This is a genomic window from Mesorhizobium caraganae (assembly GCF_016836705.1).
GTDB classification, from domain to species: Bacteria; Pseudomonadota; Alphaproteobacteria; order Rhizobiales; family Rhizobiaceae; genus Mesorhizobium; species Mesorhizobium caraganae.
Window position 1 is genome coordinate 78,188 of sequence record NZ_JAFCGY010000008.1, and the last position, 16,997, is coordinate 95,184.

Annotated in this window: 18 protein-coding genes; 5 read left to right on the forward strand and 13 right to left on the reverse strand. The window is 58.3% G+C overall.

Annotated elements, in window-relative coordinates; genetic code table 11:
- Positions 1–3: 3 nt before the first annotated feature.
- The 8 genes from JQK88_RS36225 to JQK88_RS36235 all read right to left on the reverse strand — a co-directional run bounded on the left by JQK88_RS36225 (position 4) and on the right by JQK88_RS36235 (position 7,334).
- Complete coding sequence (locus JQK88_RS36225) at positions 4–1,164, reverse strand: ATP-binding protein (RefSeq protein ID WP_246749872.1); 1,161 nt, start codon at positions 1,162–1,164, stop codon at positions 4–6.
- Positions 1,104–2,009, reverse strand: a complete 906-nt coding sequence (locus JQK88_RS36230) for a helicase HerA domain-containing protein (RefSeq protein WP_246749873.1) — start codon at positions 2,007–2,009, stop codon at positions 1,104–1,106. The genes JQK88_RS36225 and JQK88_RS36230 overlap by 61 nt, the downstream gene beginning before the upstream one ends.
- Positions 2,006–3,346 carry an SIR2 family protein gene (locus tag JQK88_RS16955; protein WP_203278901.1) on the reverse strand — a complete coding sequence of 447 codons (1,341 nt, stop codon included), beginning with the start codon at positions 3,344–3,346 and terminating at the stop codon, positions 2,006–2,008. Before JQK88_RS16955 ends, JQK88_RS36230 begins: the two co-directional genes overlap by 4 nt.
- Before the next feature lie 105 nt (positions 3,347–3,451).
- Positions 3,452–4,444, reverse strand: coding sequence for a 3'-5' exonuclease (locus tag JQK88_RS16960; protein WP_203278902.1), 993 nt, complete (start codon positions 4,442–4,444; stop codon positions 3,452–3,454).
- A 105-nt stretch (positions 4,445–4,549) separates the two neighbouring features.
- Positions 4,550–5,377, reverse strand: coding sequence for a hypothetical protein (locus JQK88_RS16965; RefSeq protein WP_246749874.1), 828 nt, complete (start codon positions 5,375–5,377; stop codon positions 4,550–4,552).
- Between the two features lie 167 nt (positions 5,378–5,544).
- Positions 5,545–6,129 (reverse strand): RES family NAD+ phosphorylase, encoded by a 585-nt coding sequence (locus JQK88_RS16970; RefSeq protein ID WP_203278904.1) that lies wholly within the window; start codon positions 6,127–6,129, stop codon positions 5,545–5,547.
- Positions 6,130–6,132: 3 nt separating this feature from the next.
- On the reverse strand, positions 6,133–6,849 hold the full coding sequence (locus tag JQK88_RS16975) for an antitoxin Xre/MbcA/ParS-like domain-containing protein (RefSeq protein WP_203278905.1): 717 nt from the start codon (positions 6,847–6,849) through the stop codon (positions 6,133–6,135).
- Positions 6,850–7,004: 155 nt separating this feature from the next.
- On the reverse strand, positions 7,005–7,334 hold the full coding sequence (locus tag JQK88_RS36235; protein WP_246749875.1) for a transcriptional regulator: 330 nt from the start codon (positions 7,332–7,334) through the stop codon (positions 7,005–7,007).
- Positions 7,335–7,411: 77 nt separating this feature from the next.
- On the opposite strand from JQK88_RS36235, the gene JQK88_RS36240 reads away from it, so the two are divergent.
- The 5 genes from JQK88_RS36240 to JQK88_RS17000 are packed head-to-tail and all read left to right on the forward strand — an operon-like array spanning position 7,412 to position 11,144.
- Complete coding sequence (locus JQK88_RS36240; RefSeq protein ID WP_246749876.1) at positions 7,412–7,564, forward strand: hypothetical protein; 153 nt, start codon at positions 7,412–7,414, stop codon at positions 7,562–7,564.
- Positions 7,561–7,992 carry a hypothetical protein gene (locus JQK88_RS16985; RefSeq protein WP_246749877.1) on the forward strand — a complete coding sequence of 144 codons (432 nt, stop codon included), beginning with the start codon at positions 7,561–7,563 and terminating at the stop codon, positions 7,990–7,992. Before JQK88_RS36240 ends, JQK88_RS16985 begins: the two co-directional genes overlap by 4 nt.
- Positions 7,989–9,365, forward strand: coding sequence for a 7-cyano-7-deazaguanine synthase (locus tag JQK88_RS16990; RefSeq protein ID WP_203278906.1), 1,377 nt, complete (start codon positions 7,989–7,991; stop codon positions 9,363–9,365). The genes JQK88_RS16985 and JQK88_RS16990 overlap by 4 nt, the downstream gene beginning before the upstream one ends.
- Positions 9,366–9,370: 5 nt before the next feature.
- Positions 9,371–10,555, forward strand: coding sequence for a helix-turn-helix domain-containing protein (locus JQK88_RS16995; protein ID WP_203278907.1), 1,185 nt, complete (start codon positions 9,371–9,373; stop codon positions 10,553–10,555).
- Positions 10,530–11,144, forward strand: coding sequence for a PIN domain-containing protein (locus JQK88_RS17000; RefSeq protein ID WP_203278908.1), 615 nt, complete (start codon positions 10,530–10,532; stop codon positions 11,142–11,144). Before JQK88_RS16995 ends, JQK88_RS17000 begins: the two co-directional genes overlap by 26 nt.
- Positions 11,145–11,305: 161 nt before the next feature.
- Here the strand turns inward: JQK88_RS17000 and JQK88_RS17005 are convergent, their stop codons facing one another.
- The 5 genes from JQK88_RS17005 to JQK88_RS17025 form a co-directional block, all read right to left on the reverse strand.
- Entirely contained in the window at positions 11,306–12,160 is an 855-nt protein-coding gene (locus tag JQK88_RS17005) for a hypothetical protein (RefSeq protein ID WP_203278909.1), read from the reverse strand.
- Entirely contained in the window at positions 12,157–13,581 is a 1,425-nt protein-coding gene (gene dgt, locus JQK88_RS17010; RefSeq protein ID WP_203278910.1) for a dGTP triphosphohydrolase, read from the reverse strand. The genes JQK88_RS17005 and dgt overlap by 4 nt, the downstream gene beginning before the upstream one ends.
- A 635-nt stretch (positions 13,582–14,216) precedes the next feature.
- Positions 14,217–15,290 (reverse strand): ABC transporter ATP-binding protein, encoded by a 1,074-nt coding sequence (locus tag JQK88_RS17015; RefSeq protein ID WP_192250303.1) that lies wholly within the window; start codon positions 15,288–15,290, stop codon positions 14,217–14,219.
- Entirely contained in the window at positions 15,287–16,087 is an 801-nt protein-coding gene (locus JQK88_RS17020; protein WP_192250306.1) for an ABC transporter permease, read from the reverse strand. The genes JQK88_RS17015 and JQK88_RS17020 overlap by 4 nt, the downstream gene beginning before the upstream one ends.
- Position 16,088: 1 nt before the next feature.
- The gene (locus JQK88_RS17025) at positions 16,089–16,949 is read right to left on the reverse strand and encodes an ABC transporter permease (protein ID WP_192250309.1); all 861 of its coding nucleotides are present in this window, start codon (positions 16,947–16,949) and stop codon (positions 16,089–16,091) included.
- Between the last annotated feature and the right edge of the window lie 48 nt (positions 16,950–16,997).

Consider the following 16,997-nt stretch of genomic DNA (forward strand, 5'->3'; position numbering starts at 1 on the left):
GTGTCACACTAGATCTGAGAATACGTCATCCGGATCGGGTACGAGCGGCGCGAGTCGGATGTTCGCTCGGCGACCTTCCTCGTGGAACCAGAGATCAACTATTTTGGTGTCGTCGCTGGATGGCCGGGGAGACGCGTCCCTGACCCGGAACGTCGTCGGCAAATTCACGGATGTTCCGAACACCAACGCGTGCTGCTTGGGGAGGGATGGCAACCGTTTGAGAACCGCTTCGGAGATAAATGGAGTCATCTGGCGGATTTGCGACAGGTCGTCTGGGTTCTGAATGCGGTGAACGACAAAGTTGGAGCACTGAGACAACACGGTTTTTGAAAGCTCACTTGGCCTCTGTGATGCTACCATGAGGAACATACCGTACTTGCGACCCTCCTTGGCTATCCGCTCAAAAACCTTCGCTGCGTCCAACGCATAACGGGAGGGTGTGGAGGCAATATAGCGATGAGCTTCTTCAAGCAGCAAGTGAACTGGGAAGCGGTTGCGCGGATCGGCTTGCCGCAGCAGCCTAAACGTCATGCGTGCGAGAACCGAGCAGAAAAGCTCGACGACGTCATCCGATACGGCGTTCATATCGACGATCACGACCTGACTGGTCTTAGTCAGGCCACTGCCCTTCGCGGTCAGCCCGAGGATTCGGGCGAGGAATTCGCTCTGACCTTCACCCGCTTGCCCCCCGACTGGCAGTGAGTGGCGTAGAAATTCATACTCCCGACGCTCCTCAAGCGATTTGAGGCGGGTGACCATCTGCGAGCAGTAGTCACGAATCTGACGGTTGCCGTGTGCCTCCTCGTAAAGGATGGCGAGATCCATTGCCTCTCCTAGTGAGCGGAAATCGAAAGGGATGTTTTCGTAATCCGGCAGCTTCAACTCGTCGATAACAAAGGCATTCTCGCCGACGAGAAAGTCGTCCAAACCTGGGGCATCAGCCAGCTGACCGTAGCTAATTGCGATGAAAGGTTGGATGGATTGCAGATTGATTTCACCAGTGTTGAATCGCTGGAGGATGCCAACTATCCGGTCATGCTTGGACGGACTACTGGAATCGTCGCGCACGATCTGCGTGATACATTTGGCAAGGATGTGGTTCTTCACGCCGCCGAGATCGTCTGCACCAGCTTCTGAGAACATCGTTGAAAGGCCAAGCGCCATACGCAGTATGGGACCTGCGTGCGTTCGCTCGCCTGGAGCAGAAGTTCCCACTCTGAGAGGTCCAGAAACCAATGGGGCAAGCGGAAACCAGTTGCTGTTCCATTGAGTATAACTCGGTCGACCCCAATACCGCCCGGCTTTGCCAGTGGTTCGAGCGCCTGCCGATACTCGCCGTTGACGTCGAACACCACAAACGTGGCACCTCGGGCATGATGTTCGTCCGGTTTTTCAAAAAGCTCCTGTAGAATCGAAGCGACTGTGCACGACTTTCCGCTGCCCGTGTTGCCAAGCACTGCGACGTGACCACCGAAGAAATCGTCGAGGCGGACCTTCACCGCATAGTCCTCGAACACGACGGACTGACCGATGCTTAAAACACGAAAGCGGGTGGCGTTCGCCGGCACACAGATTTGCCCGTCAGGCCCGATGCCGGCCTCAGCCTCGGTTTTCGTCTCAAATATCCTGTCGAGTTCGCTATCGAGAGCATACAATGCGTCGGCATAGAGCGAAGGGAAGACCGACACACCGAACCGGAACTTTCCGTCCCCTGAAGCAGGCAGCATGCCTACGGGCACCGCGTCGAGGAATTTCGCCGATCCGGCCCTGTCGAGGTCGCCTCTCGAGGATGCAGCAGCATCACGTTCGCGCAGCCCCACAACTTCAGCGACAACATATTCGGCGTGAGTCGGTATCATCAGGAACGAGCCCAAACGTGCGACGTAATGCACGTCGTCAAAGCCCACGACCGTGAAGTTGTCGGTTCCCGCGTGCATCTCGACCACGAACCTGTCAGCTGCCACTGATGTGACCTTGCCGACGGCGCGTTTGCGATCGTCGTGACTCATTCGGTATCGTCCTTGTCCGGAGCCAATTCCTTCATCACTTTGCGAACGGCGTCGTCGATACGCTCGCTTGGCCGCTGAGGCATGAACCGATCGACCATCGTGTCGAAATAATGCGCTCTTGTACCTGGCTCGGGACCGTCGCCACCGATTATCCAGATCCGCGGATCACCAAGGGCGCGCAGTTTGGCAATCTCTCCGGGTGCGTCCGGCGACGCAAAGATAATCAACCGAAAGGTCGGTATTGTCAGCGCCTGGTAAATGATGTTGTTCAGGTGCTCATCCCCGAACCCGTAGCCCGAAGTCACAAGCACGCTTTGCTCGCGGACGATGCGCGACTGGAATTCGCGAAAGAGGTCGGCATACGGTGACCCTAGACTCGAGTTCTGCTTTGCCGGCGTGGGAAAGATCATCATCTTGGCGCTGCCGTCGGCCGGCCACTTCTCACGGATTGGGAACAGGCCGTGATCGTCTTCGGTCCAGCTGATCGATCCGTGTAACTTGCATAGGTAGACAAACGCATCGACCGCCGACCATTTGCGGTTTGAAAGATCGAGCTGCTCAGCCAAGGCGTAGCGAAATGTGGAGGGATTGAAACGCCGCTCTATGATGCCGGAGAAACCGTTGGCATAAGGAATGCCGAGACGGTCCATCGCAGTTTCATTGAACAGATCATAATTCGTGGTGAACACCCATGGCCGGGGTAGGCTTCGGTCGCGCAGCACTAATTTTCGGTAGAACTTCTCATAAAGGTCGCGGACAGCTGTATCCCCCTGCGCGAAAGCACCGTCGGTGCACCGCTCCCAGAGGAATGCCTGGACCTTGTTGATTACCTCCGTCAGCTCTTTGGCTCGCGCCCAATGGGATGATTTCGCGCTGCGTTGGGAGACGAAACGAAGACTGTGCAATACCTCCATCAAGCGCTCAAGGTTGCGCGCGTACTCATCTTCCAGTTCGACGCCCGCCTCTTGGAGAATGGCTACTTCTTCTTTGGTTAGAAGCCAGTCAGGCGGCTCTACAGGGAGCACGTCGGCGCTGCCTTCGCCTAATAGATCCTCGTCTTCCGCACCCTGCTGTGCGGCTGCCAACGCTTGGATGGTAGTGTTGCAAAATATCTCAGCGAGGGGCTGCATGGTTGAGATGCCTCGCTCCTCTCCGTCGACACGCAACGAGGAGCAGCCAGCGCCCAACAGGAACGCCACGTTGCGCGCGTTCAGGGCATCGGCGATGCCTTTTTGAACTGTCTCGACTCCTTGGGACCAATCTATGTTGGCCGGTGTCGAATCGCCGTTGCGGACAATCTGGAATTGGCGTCGCGGCGCCCCATCCTCGTCAACCATCCCTCTTCTTCCCCCATATATGCGAGCACCAAGAATATGCCGCAGTAGTGGCCCACCGTTCAAATTAAAGCAAAGAACAACGACCGGCAGGTCAACACCTGCAAACTACGCTGCTTTGAAGCGATCTGCTGAAAGCCGTTGCATGAGCGGCTCCGCTTCGGACCAACGATAGATGTCCCCGCGCAGAAACCGAAGTTCGTCGTCGAGATTCTCCTCAGCGATTTCGGCCCACCAGGCCTTTGGTCGACCGTCGCTGCCATCCGACCATCGATATCCACGCGCCTTCAGATGATCCTTCATCTCGAAGGGGCTGTTCTCAGCCCACACCTGGACGCGGAGTCGTTGGCTTGCAGCATAGAGCTCAGCGAATGGCGTTACGTCGCTGCCGGCGAGCGGTCTTGCAAGAATTTCGAGGAGGGCATGGCAATCATCGGTTGCGCGGTGTCCTTCATGGAACAGGCCTGATTGTCCGACGAGATAACCGAGTTTGTTGCCTTCGAAGCCGTGATCCGCCCAACGGATTTCCGTCACCGAGCAGGCCCACGGTTTTGGGATGAACGATGGCGACAGACGCTCGCAAAACGGTCTGTCGAAACCGGCATTGTGGGCAATGACGAGATCGGCCGGCTCGATAAGTGCGTCGAGAGCGCCGAGATCCACAGACTGTCCAGCCACCATCTCGTCGGTAATGCCGGTGAGGCGGGTGATCTCCGCCGGTATCGGGCCTGATGGTTGCCGCAACGCGCTGAATACGCCGACGACATCGCCGATCATCCCTGCATCGTCATAGGTGAAGGCGACAGCGCCGATTTCTATCACCTCGTCGCGGGCATGATTGAGACCAGTCGTCTCGACATCGACCAGGACGGCTAACCTCGGAAATCTGCTGCTGGCGCGATCGATGATCGGGCGGGGCACCAGCTTTCGCAAAACCTTGAATCGCCCGGTGTCTTCTAGGAGTTGCACCAGATCATCCTCAGTTCCCGGCGCAACAATGGGCTGTTTCCCGGCAGGCCGAGCCGGAGCAACGCGTCGCGGTGTTTCCCTGTAGCTGGGATCAAGGTCGAACAGATCGAACTGTCCAGAAAGTGCTTTCATCAAATCGTCCGGCCAGGAGAGTAACAATCAATTCCGACAGGGTAAGATGGCATGGTTGACCGTTCTCCATGCAATTGGGGCGACTCGAGCCCAGCCTTGCAATCGCTATTTTGCGATTATACGCTGTCTGCTACCGGGGCGTGATCGACGGTCGATGAGTATGGTTCCGTCCGGACCAGCCGAAACGTTCCGCTCTCTCCGACCCTCGTAAGATTGCGACCTGTCGGCAATAATTGCGAATATCTCGGCTGTCCGGCGGCGGCGTTCTTGTTCACCATCAGGCCGCTCCTGTATGGCAGCGAAGACTTTCTTGTCGAGGCCGAAATAGACACCATCTTCAATCTCGCGACCAACGTATCCGTCGGAAACGTCTGCCAGCAGATCCGTCGTTGGTTCGTCCAGGAAGAAGGAATATGCCTTGGCGAGCGCGTCGAGAACGTCGAAGTTGACGCCGCTGCCCTTGCCGTCAACGGGAGGGTCGGACACGAACCCTTCGGTACCGGCGCTCCTGAGCATGAAGAAACTTGCACACCGGGTCTTTGGCGCCTTGCCATTGACTGAATGGAGGGCGGACACTTGCCCGAGCGCCTTGCTCACAGCACTTGCCGCCGGCCGCCGAATCCGCCCCTTGCTTTCGAAGACATGACTCTCCGTGCGGCGTATGCCGATGAAATCGGGACGGCTCTTTGCGGCTGGCGGGGACGCGCCCGTCTTCGGGGCAAGTGGAGTAGTCGGTGAAGTCCACGAGCAACTCGACAGCCCACCCACATGGACGAGATATTCAATCTTCATCCTGTCCTGCGCGTACCAATGGGTGAATGCCTCGCCGAGCAGGAAGGAAACACCGACCTTCTCCGACTGCTCGAGATTGCGGAAGTAAAGCGTCGTGTTTAGCGCATTGTCGAGATAGCCAGTCGCCATCGCGACCAGCATTCGTTCCCTCCACCTACCCACGACGCGCACGGCCGCCCTTCGGCTCGGATACCCCACGGTTAGCAGTGACCGGATAATGTCCGCACGCGTTGCGGTCAGTGCGACGGTTCCGTTCAGCTTCTTGAAACGTCCCGAGAAATTCACCGACGTAACGTTCCCGGCCATCGTCAGGCACCTCCCCGAAGGGAGACACCAATAGACTGCAGAGCTGCTATCAGGTCTGGGTGCCGCACCAGATTTGTTGCTGGCGACGCGTCCAGCTTTCCCTCAATGGCTCTATCGTAAACGGCCACACACTCGGCGGATGTGAGACGGGATGCATAAAGCAGACCGTCAATCGCGAAGGCGCCATGAATCGCCGCGCTGAGTTGCCGCCCCTGCCGGTGCCTCTTGGCTCGAGCGGCGTCGGTGCTGACTCCCAACCTGAGGAGGCCCGAGGTCCGCAGATCGAGTACCGTGAGCGGAGAAGTCGCCGTAATCTCCGCTACGGCCCACTCTTCGATCTCGCTTTGATCAAGGACACGCTTCATCCTGCCCTCGAACCTGTCCCGGACGATGGTCTCGGCAATTGCCGTTGCAAGGTCGCGGGCGATGTAGACGAGTTGAAACGTCCTATCCGGACTTGAGAAGCGTGTGTGTCCAAAACCCATCCCCAACGGCGTCGCCATATGCGCGGCGCGCATCACGCGGAGGTATGAACGCGGCTGAAATTCGAGAGCGAGGTCCGCGACTGTCTTGGGATCAAGCTTCACGATTTAGCTGAAGTCACGTTCGGCGGCAGCAACAACCTCGTTCACCTGTCCAGCCTTGAGAAGGTCGAGGGGAGCGCCCCCGATGCTGGGCTTCGGCTGTATCAGCCATTGCCAGGCCGCGCGAGAATTACGGATGATGCTGGTGACTTCAGACATCCCCTCGACCGGCCGGCCATCCACAAATTGTGCCAAGGGAAAGACGTGCTTTCGTTCGCCTTTCAGCAAGCCGATGACGGCTCCGCGTCTTTGCCAATCATGGAGTGTGGATCGTCTTGTTCCAAAGGCCCTCTCAATATCACTCGGCCCTGCAACCGGCCCGGCCCAGTCTTCGAGGCGTACCGCTGTTGAATATTCCGCGACACGTCGCCGACCTTCCTCGAGATCTACTACGTCGCCGAGTCCTGCGCCGTGGCTGACCTCAACAGGCCTTTCAATGTCGAACTTGATTAGCTTGCCGTCGCCTCGACCAGCGAGATCCGCAACCACTGTCTCCATTGCCTGGGCAAGATTCTTTTCATGGACCAGAATCTGACGCTGGTTCTCCTCCGAAAGCCGGACAGCTGCCGCAGTTACCGCAGCTACCATTTTGCTCTTGCCCTTTAGCGCTGATCGGGGGATTCCAGGATTGTGCCGTGCCAGCACTTCGAGAATGTCGGCGACGGCTGCACTGCTCACATTAACCTGCACGCCCGTTCCAGATTTCCGAACCGTTGCGACCATGGCGACCTCCATTTCTGTGACGCACATTTAGTCCGGATTGTCCGAATTGTCCAGATCGTGGATGCGACTTGTCTTCTGGCTCTCATAACGAGGCGCTCGGCATTCGCGAAATGATGAGAGGCGCGCTGTCCTTTTTATGGGCAGGCGCCGAGACATCAGAAAAGGTCCTCGATGTCGCTTTCACTTTCCCTTGTGGCGCGGCGGCACGACGAGTTCAAGGCCAAGAGCGGAAAGTGCCGCATCAGCGTGCGCAGCTGGAGCGCGGGCTCCCTGGCGTCGGATGCAGTGCCCAGGCGCAGATGGATCTTGCTGCCCAGCGCGCGCCATGTGAGGCCGGTCTGCTTGCAGGCGCGGCACAGGATAGCGCCGAGTTGCTTTTCGTTGCGGGCGATCCGATCGGTGACGGCGAGCCTCCGGGGAGAATGCCAGTTTACCCCTGTGATGTATGGCGCAGGTATCGTGAGAAATCCACGTCTAGCGACCATCACTAATTAATGCACGTCGCTGCACATTGACAATGTCAGATAAAAATATCAATACATCTGACATTGTGGAGATTCCAATGAGTGACGGTCCGCATAAAAGCCTGCCATTGCGTCCTAAATATCGGCGTGTCGCTGAATGGGCGTACAAGCCAGCATTTTCTATCTCCGAGGTCTGCGAAGCGACCGAATCCGCGCTGGTTCAGGACGCTAATATGGAGTGCGCGGTGTGATCAGGCAGCTGATTGACATTGTGGACGGTGGCGACCTTTTCAGCAGGCAGCCGGATGAATTGCAGCGGCAGCTGCAGGAGCTGCGCGACGATCCGGCGGTGCACCCACTGGCCGCAAACGCGATCGAGTGCACCCAAATGGCCGTCCAGCAAGGCTTGCAAGGACGTGATGCGGTCCAGGACGGGATTGTCACGGCCTTGAGCGAGCGTCTGCATGCGAACGCGCGAACTACTGAGGAGCACTATATCGTCGAGCGCGGGCCAGGTGCAAGCCGTACCATCCGCAATCGCATGGGCGAAGTCAGCGCTAGAATGAACGAGGATGGCTCGTTCACCCGTATCGCTCGTTCGCTTTTCGTTGACCGTACGGTCGCCATCACGAGAACTCCCGCGGCGCGCAACGGTCTTGATGATGGGGTTTCCCTATGAAGGTTCTTCAAGGGGAATGCCCCGCACTCAAGGTTGCCGTTATTGAGGCCGGCGGGAAAGTCAAGGAGAGTTGGCAACCGGTCGAGATTGGCAAATCCATCATTTTCAACATGAAGGATTTGGACGACTACCGTACGAAGAATTGGGACAGTCGTATCTTCGACACCTTGGTCCTGAGTGCTGCAGTTGAATATTGCGACAAGACGTGCAAGCGCTCGGCATGGGGCTGGATGCGGAAGTTCGAGTTAGCTGTCCCTGTCCATGATTTGGCTCGCTGGCAAGAACCCGAGGTCATCGCGGCGCTCGTTTCCGTTTTGAAATTTCTAACTGGCGATGAGTGGAGCCTCTCTTTCTACCAGCGCCAGCGGGCGCCCGAGGAAGATGTCGGTCAGCAGAGCCGTCTGGAATTTGGTGATGCCACGCGCATAGTGACGCCGTTCAGCGATGGTTTGGATTCGCGGGCGGTGAGCGCTTTGCTTTCGGCAGGAGGGCGCCCGGATCGGTTGATCCGTATCAGGGTGGGCTCGAAAAAAGATGATCGCCCCCGTCGTGACGCTCGAAAGCTTCCATTCCTGAACATTCCCTTCAGGGTCAAACCTGGACCGGACGGGTTCAACGAGTCCTCCGCTCGGAGCCGCGGCTTCAAATTCACTCTTTTGAGCGCGATCGCAGCCTATCTGCTCGGAACTCATGACATCGTCATGCCGGAAAGCGGTCAGGGCGCGCTCGGGCCTTCGCTGGTACAAACCAGTCATGGCTACGAGGACTACAGAAACCACCCACGGTTTCTCACCAAGATGGAGCGTTTGTTCGCTGCGCTTTTTGACTACCATGTCGCCTATCGGCTTCCGCACTTGTGGAAAACGAAGGGCGAGACGCTTCGCGAGTTCGCGGCTCTTCCCATCGAGCCGAAGGAGTGGGTCGAGACGCGATCGTGTTGGCAGCAAAACCGTAATTCCTCCGTAGATCACAAGTGGCGCCACTGCGGTATCTGCGCTGCCTGTATGCTTCGCAGGCTCAGCTTTCATGCGGCCGGTGTTGACGAGCCGAAAGAGAATTACATCTGGGAGAACTTGTCAGCCTCCAAGTTTGGTCAGGGAACTGACAAGGATTTCAACAAAATAACGGGGGCGATGGAGCAGTATGCCGTCGCCGGCGCACTGCACCTTGATCATTTGGCTGATTTGGGCTCTTCACCCGCCCATCGGAAACGCATGAGCCGTCACGCATGGCAATTGTCCGAAGTACTGGACATGTCACATGCGGATGCGGAAGGCGAGCTCTTGGGCCTGCTTGAACGGCATGAACTTGAATGGAAGGCATTTATGAAAGATCTCGGACCCAAATCGTTCGTCGCTCAGTGGCTGGCCTGACAGCGATGAGTGAGGCCAATAATCAGCTCTCACTAGTCGAAGTAGGCGAGAGAATTCGCATCGCGCGTGAAAGTGCGGGCAAAACCCAGGCGGAGGCTGCCGAGGCAATCGGTGTGGCACGCACTACCTTGGTTGCGATGGAAAAGGGTATGCGGCGCGCAAAGATTGGGGAGTTGCAAAGGTTGGCAGGGTTCCTGGACACGAACACCAACGCGTTGCTCCGCAAGGAAGCGGTCCACGTCGAGCTAACGCCAAGATTTAGGAAGCTGAGCGAAAACGAAGAGCCATCGGTTGCGAAAGCCGCCGACCTTTTGGCGCAACTCGTAAGGGCGGAGGTCGAGCTTGAGGCTCTGCTCGGTGTCGAATATGCGCGCAATCTGCCGCCTGAAAGACGCATCCTTGTTGGCGACGTGCGCCAACAGGCAGAACAACACGCTTTGGAACTTCGCCATTGGCTCGGTCTTGGGCTTGCGCCGATCGCAGATATAGTAACTCTACTCGAGTTGCAGATGGGTGTCCGTGTTTACGCTCGACGCCTAGCGGCGAAAATCTCAGGCTTGTTCGCTTATGATGAAAAGATAGGTGCCTGCATTCTTCTAAATGCGAACCATCCAATCGATCGACGTACGCAAACGGCCGCGCATGAGCTTGGTCATTTAGTAGCTACGCGCGGAGACGCAGAGATCTATGAAATTGATGAACTGGAAGGTTCGCGCGAAGAAAAATATGCGAATGCATTCGCAAGAAGCTTCTTGACGCCGGCACAGGCTGTTCGGCAGAAATTTGCTGAAGTTACGGCGGGTGCTACGAATCTTACTCGCCGGCATGTGATCGTTCTTGCCTATTATTTCCATGTTTCGCGCGAAGCGCTTGTCCGACGCCTTGAAGAGCTTCAGCTTACGAAAAGAGGAACTTGGGATTGGTTTGTTCAGAACGGAAACATTACGGACGAGCAAGCGCAGCAAGTGCTAGGTGACGTTTCGACGAGTGACCGCCTGAAAGACGACGCGGCCAGACCAGTGTCGCTGAAAACGGGCCTGATGGCATATGAGGCGGCAAAGAGGGGCCTCCTTAGTGAGGGGCAAATTGCACGGCTCCTACATCTCGACCGGATTCAAGTACGCGTTTTGCTAAGTGATATAGATGCCGAGGAAAGTGGGGCCAATGCGGCAACCTCAATTCTCGGGTGATCTTCCACCACACGTGGTTGCTGATACCAGCGTCATTATTAATCTTAATGCCACTGGCGCGGCGTGCGAGATCATTCGGTCACTGAATGTCACGCTCCGTGCAAGTACGGTCGTGAGAGATGAGCTCATCCACGATCGGATTAGCGGGCGCAATGACGCCGATCTCGCTCAACAGCTGGTGCAGGAAGGACTGCTGCAGTTTGCTGAGTTTGACGAAAACAGTGGGGCGATATTTGAAAGCCTGGTCAGTGGCGCCGCGGAGACGACTCTGGATGACGGTGAGGCGGCGACATTGGCCCTCGCTGTATCGTCTCAGGGATTGGCAATCATTGATGAACGCAAAGCAATTCGCATCGCCACCCATCGCTTTCCAACTCTCCAGCTGCTCGCCACGGTGGACCTTTTGCGACTTGATCGCGTCCTTTTAGCGCTCGGAAACGAACGTCTCGCAAACGCCGTTATAAGCGGCCTGAAGGATGCACGCATGGCAATCCCTGAGCGACACCATGGTTGGATTGCAGACCTTCTTGGTGACCAGATTGTCGAGTGCCGGAGCTTGCCAGCGGCACTGCGCCGAGTACCGGCCTGATCGCTTCCAGCTTCCGTTTGTTCTCTTTGCGGTCTCAGACAGACAGTTGGGCATCGCAAACCAAGAGATCGTCTTCGACCATCGCGGAGAAAACGCCGAACCTTCAAGCTCTTCGGCCCAAAGCTGAGGCTGTGACTGCAAAGTTGTCCGTTCGACTTCCTTCAAGACCAATTACAAGGATTAGTATCTGGAATCTCGAAAGCCGGCCGTCCTCGTTTGCAAAGCGGACCCTCGGGGTGGCTCGCCAACGCCGGGGTCGGTAGACGCGCGGTCGATACCGACTTGCACTCGAGGAGGGTCTTTCCGACACCGTGCGTGTAGAGCGCCGAAATGGCCGCATCGAGGTCCGTTCCAGACGCTAGGCCAAGACCGGCACCATTGCGCGTGGCGTAGTCCAGGATCTCGTTGCGGCTACGCGCGATACCCTCTGCTAGGTAGTTGGCAAGCCGCGGCGTCAGCTGCTGCTGCCAATCGAACAGGATGCGCAAGGTGCGCGCGAGCGTGCCGATGTAGTGGGGGTTGGCTTCGAGATTGATATCGACGATGCCATGCTCGATGCTCGGCCAGAACTGCTCGGACCGGGTGATCTCCAGCGTGCGGCAGTGGAACAGGACTGCATCGCAATCGAAGAACGTGGTTTTGACTAGGTCGGTCAGCGAGTGGACCGTGACGTAGTCATTGCTGGCCGCCCATGTCGTCTGCAAGGCCCAGACGTCAAAATCGAAGCGGCCGTACCTCAAGCGGTACCCGCCGAACCGGTTACGCTCACCGCCCAATTGCCCGAGCAGCGCGTCCAATGCTCCAGGGGCGGCGTCAACCACGACATCGACATCCGACCTGAAGGAATTGCGGCCGTCGCGGGCGAAATCGCGTGGCAGGCCGCCGAAGATCGCACAATCCCCGACCGGACTCAGACGGTCGATAAGATCGCCGATGTCGTGCCCTTTCGGCCCTCGGATGAAGTCGGCGATGTCCGAGCTGAGACCGTGGTCCAGCATATGCTGGGATGTGGTCATGCCGCGCCCCGTGACCGCAGGTCTTTCAGCAGCGAGATCGCGAAGCCGTCCGTCATGCCTGACACCATGTCCGTCATCAGTTGCAGTTCACGATAGCGGATAGGCATGCGGTTGTCCGAAGCCTCAGCGACGCGGCGGTAATTCTCCGAAATTCGGGAATAGACATAGCTGTGAAGGGGCGATGTTCGCTTCGAGGCGATATCCAGCGGATCTTTCCGGTTGGTGATGGCTGCCCAGAAGATATCCATGAGTCCGTGAATCGTCTGATGGCCCGTCAGTTCAACCTCAAGCACCTGGCGGTGCGGGTAGATGTGCTTACCGGCGAATTCCTTGAGCAAACGCCATAGGCGTGCCGCTTTGGACACTGCCATCAGTTCCTTGTCGAACGTGCCGGCCATAATGGCGTCCAGGTTTGTCATGAACGCATCTGTCGCCGCAACGATCATCACACCAATCGCGTTGACCCGAAACATCTGCATTGTGATGTCGTCAAGCTCTGCCGCCGACAGGGATTTCTCGCGAAATTCTTGGTGCTGCTCCTTGGCCTTCTCGACTACTTTGAGAACGGACTCGTCCTCCTCTGCCTTGTGCATCAGGTAGCCGACGAGACGGTCGAAATTGACGAGCCCCTTCTTCGCGGCATCTTCAACATCGACGACGGAGTAGGCGATGTCGTCACAGGCTTCCATGACGAAGGTTAGCGGGTGGCGAATGCCTTCGGCAAGCCCGGTTTCAGCCCATACTTCCTTGGCGATGTTGGCTTCTGACTGGAAGAAGTTGAACTTCTTGCGAGCCAGCACCGACTTGTTCACCTTGTCTGAAGGACTGGGGTATTTCATTAGAGCTGCGAGGAACGCGTAGCTCATGTTGAGTCCGAAGTCATCGTTGACGATCTGCAGCCGGGTCAGCAGCCTGAAAGCTTGAGCGTTTCCTTCGAACCGAAGGAAATCTTCGCGCAATGCGGCGCCATCCAGGCCCTCAAAGATCTCTGGTCCCTTGGACTTCACCCAAGATTGGATCGCATCCTCACCTTGGTGACCAAAGGGCGGATTGCCTAGGTCGTGGGCCAGCCCGATCGCTTCCAGCAGGGCAGGGACGTTGCGCCCAGCATTTACGGATTCGGGCAAATTGAACTTGTCGGGATAGACGTGGACCAGCGCGGTACCGAAGCTGCGTGCCATGTTCGCTACTTCATGGCTATGGGTCAGGCGCGTCCGCACGCTGTCATGGGGGTCCAGTGGAAAAACCTGCGTTTTGTCCTGCATGCGTCGAACAGGTGTCGAGAACAGAATGCGGTCATGATCGCGCTCCAGCTCCGTCCGGTGTTCGGCAGTTTTGGCGGAGCGCTCGGCGGCCTTGCCCTTGGCCTTATCCTTGCGCCGTTGCGCATTGAGTAACTCTTCCCAATTTAGGTCAGCCAATGTCCGTTGCCCCTATCTTCGCTCCGGTATCGGCTCGGTGCTGCGATTCGTCAATTGGCAGAACCTGTTGCTGGAGAAACCACGCTAACAATGATCAAGCACAGACCATCATTGGCTCTCCACCCAATTGGCGCATCAAGTCCTATCGGTGATGTTCTCTATCTGTTCTAAATCAGAATAATCGTAGGGTCAACGGACCGCGATGTGGTCGCTCACGTTCTGGCGTCGAAAGTCTGGTTTCGGGAATCGCAAATGGGTGATGCTTCCGATAGGGTCGTCAGACGAATGGCGGCTTCGTGGTGCTGAGCCGGAAGCCGACGTTCCACACATGGCTAAACAGTGCCGCAATACGGATCGCAGTCCTTCGGCGCGAATGACTTATGGGGACAAAGAGCAAGGACGGCGCTTTCGGGCTCGATGTTCGCGTTACGTGCCTCAAAAGTCGCATAATTGGCAGAGTGGAACTCTCGCGTCTGCTGTGAGGTTCGGAATTATTTTTGCATTTCGCGGGGTTTACCATTCCGGAATTCAGGGCCGGCGGGTGTTCGGCCTATACGTTGAAAACAAGAGGGTTTTCAGGCCGAGGATAGGATTTCCTATCCAAGGACCGGGTTTACCAATGGCCACCCTGTAGCTCAGGCAGGAAACAGGAACGCAGCGGCGGGATCGAAATAGACCTGGCGGCATTGCGTCGAGTCATGCGATTGCATGGCGGTAGACGTCGGCCTGATGTCGATTTCCTGTCCGGTGGCGGTTTGCGCGACGATACGCCGGCGTTCTCCATAAAATGCGACGTCGACGATGTCGACGTTGAGTTCCGCGCTCGTCGGGCTCCGCTCCATGCCAAACGCTTCCGGCCTGATCATCAGCCTGGTCTTCTGGCCTTTGCCGAACGCGCCGTTGGCCCTGACGCCGGAGACGACCGAACCGTCGGCCAGCCGGATCGTTGCCGTGCCATCCTTGGTGTCGAGATGTTCGGCGGCAAGAAAATTCGAATTGCCGATGAAGCCGGCGACAAAATCGGTGGCTGGCCGCAGATACAGGTCTTCACCGCTGCCGGTCTGCTCGATGCGGCCGTCCTTAAACAGCGCGATCCGGTCCGACAGATGCAGCGCCTCCTCCTGGTCGTGGGTGACGTAGAGGATGGTGACGCCGGTCTCGCGGTGGATGCGGCGGATCTCGCCCTGGATTTCCTCGCGCAATTTCTTGTCGAGCGCCGACAAGGGTTCGTCCATCAAAAGGATCGGCGGATCGTAGGCCAGCGCACGGGCCAGCGCCACGCGCTGCTGCTGGCCGCCAGACAGGGCGCCCGGCAAGCGCTGGGCGAAGCTTTCAAGCCGCACCAGGGCCAGCATGTCGGCGACCTTCTTCTTCACCTCGGCCTCCGGCCGGCGGCGCACCCGCAGCGGAAAGGCGACGTTCTCGGCCACCGTCAGATGCGGAAACAGCGTGTAGCGCTGGAAGACCATGCCGATGTTGCGCTTGTGCGAAGGCACGGCAAGCAGCGATTTTCCTTCCAGCTCGACATTGCCGGAACTCGGATCCTGGAAGCCCGCAATCGCATAGAGCGTCGTCGATTTTCCCGAACCCGAAGGCCCAAGGAAGGTCAGGAACTCGCCTTTGGGTATGTCGAGCGTGACATCGTGCACGGCGGTGATGGCGCCGAACGCCTTGCGCAGATTGCGGATGGAGAGGAAGGGCTGGGTCATGTCCGGACCTTTCGCTGCAGCAGCGCCGTCACCACCATCAGGGCAAGCGTCAGTCCGACAAGCAGGCTGGAGGCGGCGGCTATGACCGGGCTCAGATCCGAGCGCAGGCTGCCCCAGATCTTGACCGGCAGTGTCTGCAGGCTGGGGCTCGCCATGAAGATCGCCACCACGACTTCGTCCCACGAGGCGAGGAAGGAAAAGATCGCGGCGGAAAAGATGCCGATGCGGATCGACGGCAAGGTGATCCTGAGCCTGGCCTCGAGCGGGCTGGCGCCGCAGACGATGGCTGCGTCCTCGATCGACTTGTCGAAGCCTTCCAGTGCGGTCGCGATCGGGATGATGGCGAAGGGCAGGGCCAGCACGGTGTGAGCGACTACGAAGCCGATGGTGGTGCCGCCGAGGCCAAGGCGCAGGAAAAAGGCATAGATGGCGATGGCGAAGACGACGACGGGCAGCACCATCGGCGTCAGCAGCAGGCCGCGCAGGATCTCACGCCCGGCAAACCGGCCGCGAACCAAGGCAAAGGAAGCAAGCAGGCCGATCACCACGGACAGGATCGCCGTCATGGTGGCGATCCTGGCGCTGGTCAGCGCGGCGTCGAGCCAGGCCGGGTCGGCAAACAGCTCCTGGTACCATTTCAACGTCCAGCCGGGCGGCGGAAAGGCCAGCCAGCGCGACGAGCCGAAGGAGAGCAGGACGATGAAGACGACAGGCAGCAGGAGAAAGCCGGCGACCAGCGCGGTGAAGCCGAGCAGGGCAATCTTCAGCCAGCCCATGCGGTCATAGTCGAGCAGCATCTCAGGCGCCTCCGCTCATGCGCCTGGCGCCGACAAGGCGCAGTTGCAGCGCGTAGAGCGCCATGGTGACGACAAGCAGGATGAAGGCGGCCGCACTGCCAAGCCCCCAGTTGAGCAGCGATTGGATCATCTGCGCGATCATTTCGGCCAGCATCATGTTCGAGGTGCCGCCGAGCAGCGCCGGGGTGACGAAGTAGCCGAGCGACATGACGAAGACCATCAGCCCGCCGGCGGCGATGCCGGGCAGCGACAGCGGCAAAAGGATGCGATGGAACGCCTGGAAGGGGCTTGCGCCGCACAGTGCCGCGGCACGCAGCGTCATCGGGTCGATCGCCCGCAGCGTGCCGACCAGCGGCAGGATCATGAAGGGCAGCATGATGTAGACCATGCCGATGGTGACGCCGGTGAGATTGTTGATGAGTGGCAGCGGCTGGTCGATGACGCCGATGGCCATCAGCGTCCGGTTGATGACGCCGGTGCGCTGCAGCAGCACCATCCAGGCATAGGTGCGGGTCAGGAGATTGGTCCACATCGACAGGATGATGATGCCGAAGACGATCGAGGCCAGCGCCGAGGGCATGATCGCCAGCATCCAGGCGACCGGGAAGGCGACGAGGACGGTGACGATCGTGACCACCGAAGCGACCAGGAAGGTGTTGAAGAACACCCGCGCATAGGTGCCGTCACCCAGCAGCGTCGCGTAGTTCTGCAGGCCGGGTTCGGGCTCCGTGACGCTGCGCAAGAGCAGGGCCAGGACCGGAACGACGAAGAACAGCACGATCAGGACCAGCGCAGGCAGCAGGCCGTTAAAGCCTGCCGGCATGCGAAATGTTGGTAGGCTCTGGCGTGTTTCGACCGACATGGCAGTGACCCGGGCTATGGGACGAGACAACGTGCGCCGTCTCGTTCC

What these genes read in the sequence shown, in the direction of transcription:
- JQK88_RS36225 (WP_246749872.1), bottom strand. Translation starts at nt 1,164, where the DNA reads ATGGCGCTTGGCCTTTCAACGATGTTCTCAGAAGCTGGTGCAGACGAT.
- JQK88_RS36230 (WP_246749873.1), bottom strand. Translation starts at nt 2,009, where the DNA reads ATGAGTCACGACGATCGCAAACGCGCCGTCGGCAAGGTCACATCAGTG.
- JQK88_RS16955 (WP_203278901.1), bottom strand. Translation starts at nt 3,346, where the DNA reads ATGGTTGACGAGGATGGGGCGCCGCGACGCCAATTCCAGATTGTCCGC.
- JQK88_RS16960 (WP_203278902.1), bottom strand. Translation starts at nt 4,444, where the DNA reads ATGAAAGCACTTTCTGGACAGTTCGATCTGTTCGACCTTGATCCCAGC.
- JQK88_RS16965 (WP_246749874.1), bottom strand. Translation starts at nt 5,377, where the DNA reads ATGCTGGTCGCGATGGCGACTGGCTATCTCGACAATGCGCTAAACACG.
- JQK88_RS16975 (WP_203278905.1), bottom strand. Translation starts at nt 6,849, where the DNA reads ATGGTCGCAACGGTTCGGAAATCTGGAACGGGCGTGCAGGTTAATGTG.
- JQK88_RS36235 (WP_246749875.1), bottom strand. Translation starts at nt 7,334, where the DNA reads ATGGTCGCTAGACGTGGATTTCTCACGATACCTGCGCCATACATCACA.
- JQK88_RS36240 (WP_246749876.1), top strand. Translation starts at nt 7,412, where the DNA reads ATGAGTGACGGTCCGCATAAAAGCCTGCCATTGCGTCCTAAATATCGG.
- JQK88_RS16990 (WP_203278906.1), top strand. Translation starts at nt 7,989, where the DNA reads ATGAAGGTTCTTCAAGGGGAATGCCCCGCACTCAAGGTTGCCGTTATT.
- JQK88_RS16995 (WP_203278907.1), top strand. Translation starts at nt 9,371, where the DNA reads ATGAGTGAGGCCAATAATCAGCTCTCACTAGTCGAAGTAGGCGAGAGA.
- JQK88_RS17000 (WP_203278908.1), top strand. Translation starts at nt 10,530, where the DNA reads ATGCGGCAACCTCAATTCTCGGGTGATCTTCCACCACACGTGGTTGCT.
- JQK88_RS17005 (WP_203278909.1), bottom strand. Translation starts at nt 12,160, where the DNA reads ATGACCACATCCCAGCATATGCTGGACCACGGTCTCAGCTCGGACATC.
- JQK88_RS17015 (WP_192250303.1), bottom strand. Translation starts at nt 15,290, where the DNA reads ATGACCCAGCCCTTCCTCTCCATCCGCAATCTGCGCAAGGCGTTCGGC.
- JQK88_RS17020 (WP_192250306.1), bottom strand. Translation starts at nt 16,087, where the DNA reads ATGCTGCTCGACTATGACCGCATGGGCTGGCTGAAGATTGCCCTGCTC.
- JQK88_RS17025 (WP_192250309.1), bottom strand. Translation starts at nt 16,949, where the DNA reads ATGTCGGTCGAAACACGCCAGAGCCTACCAACATTTCGCATGCCGGCA.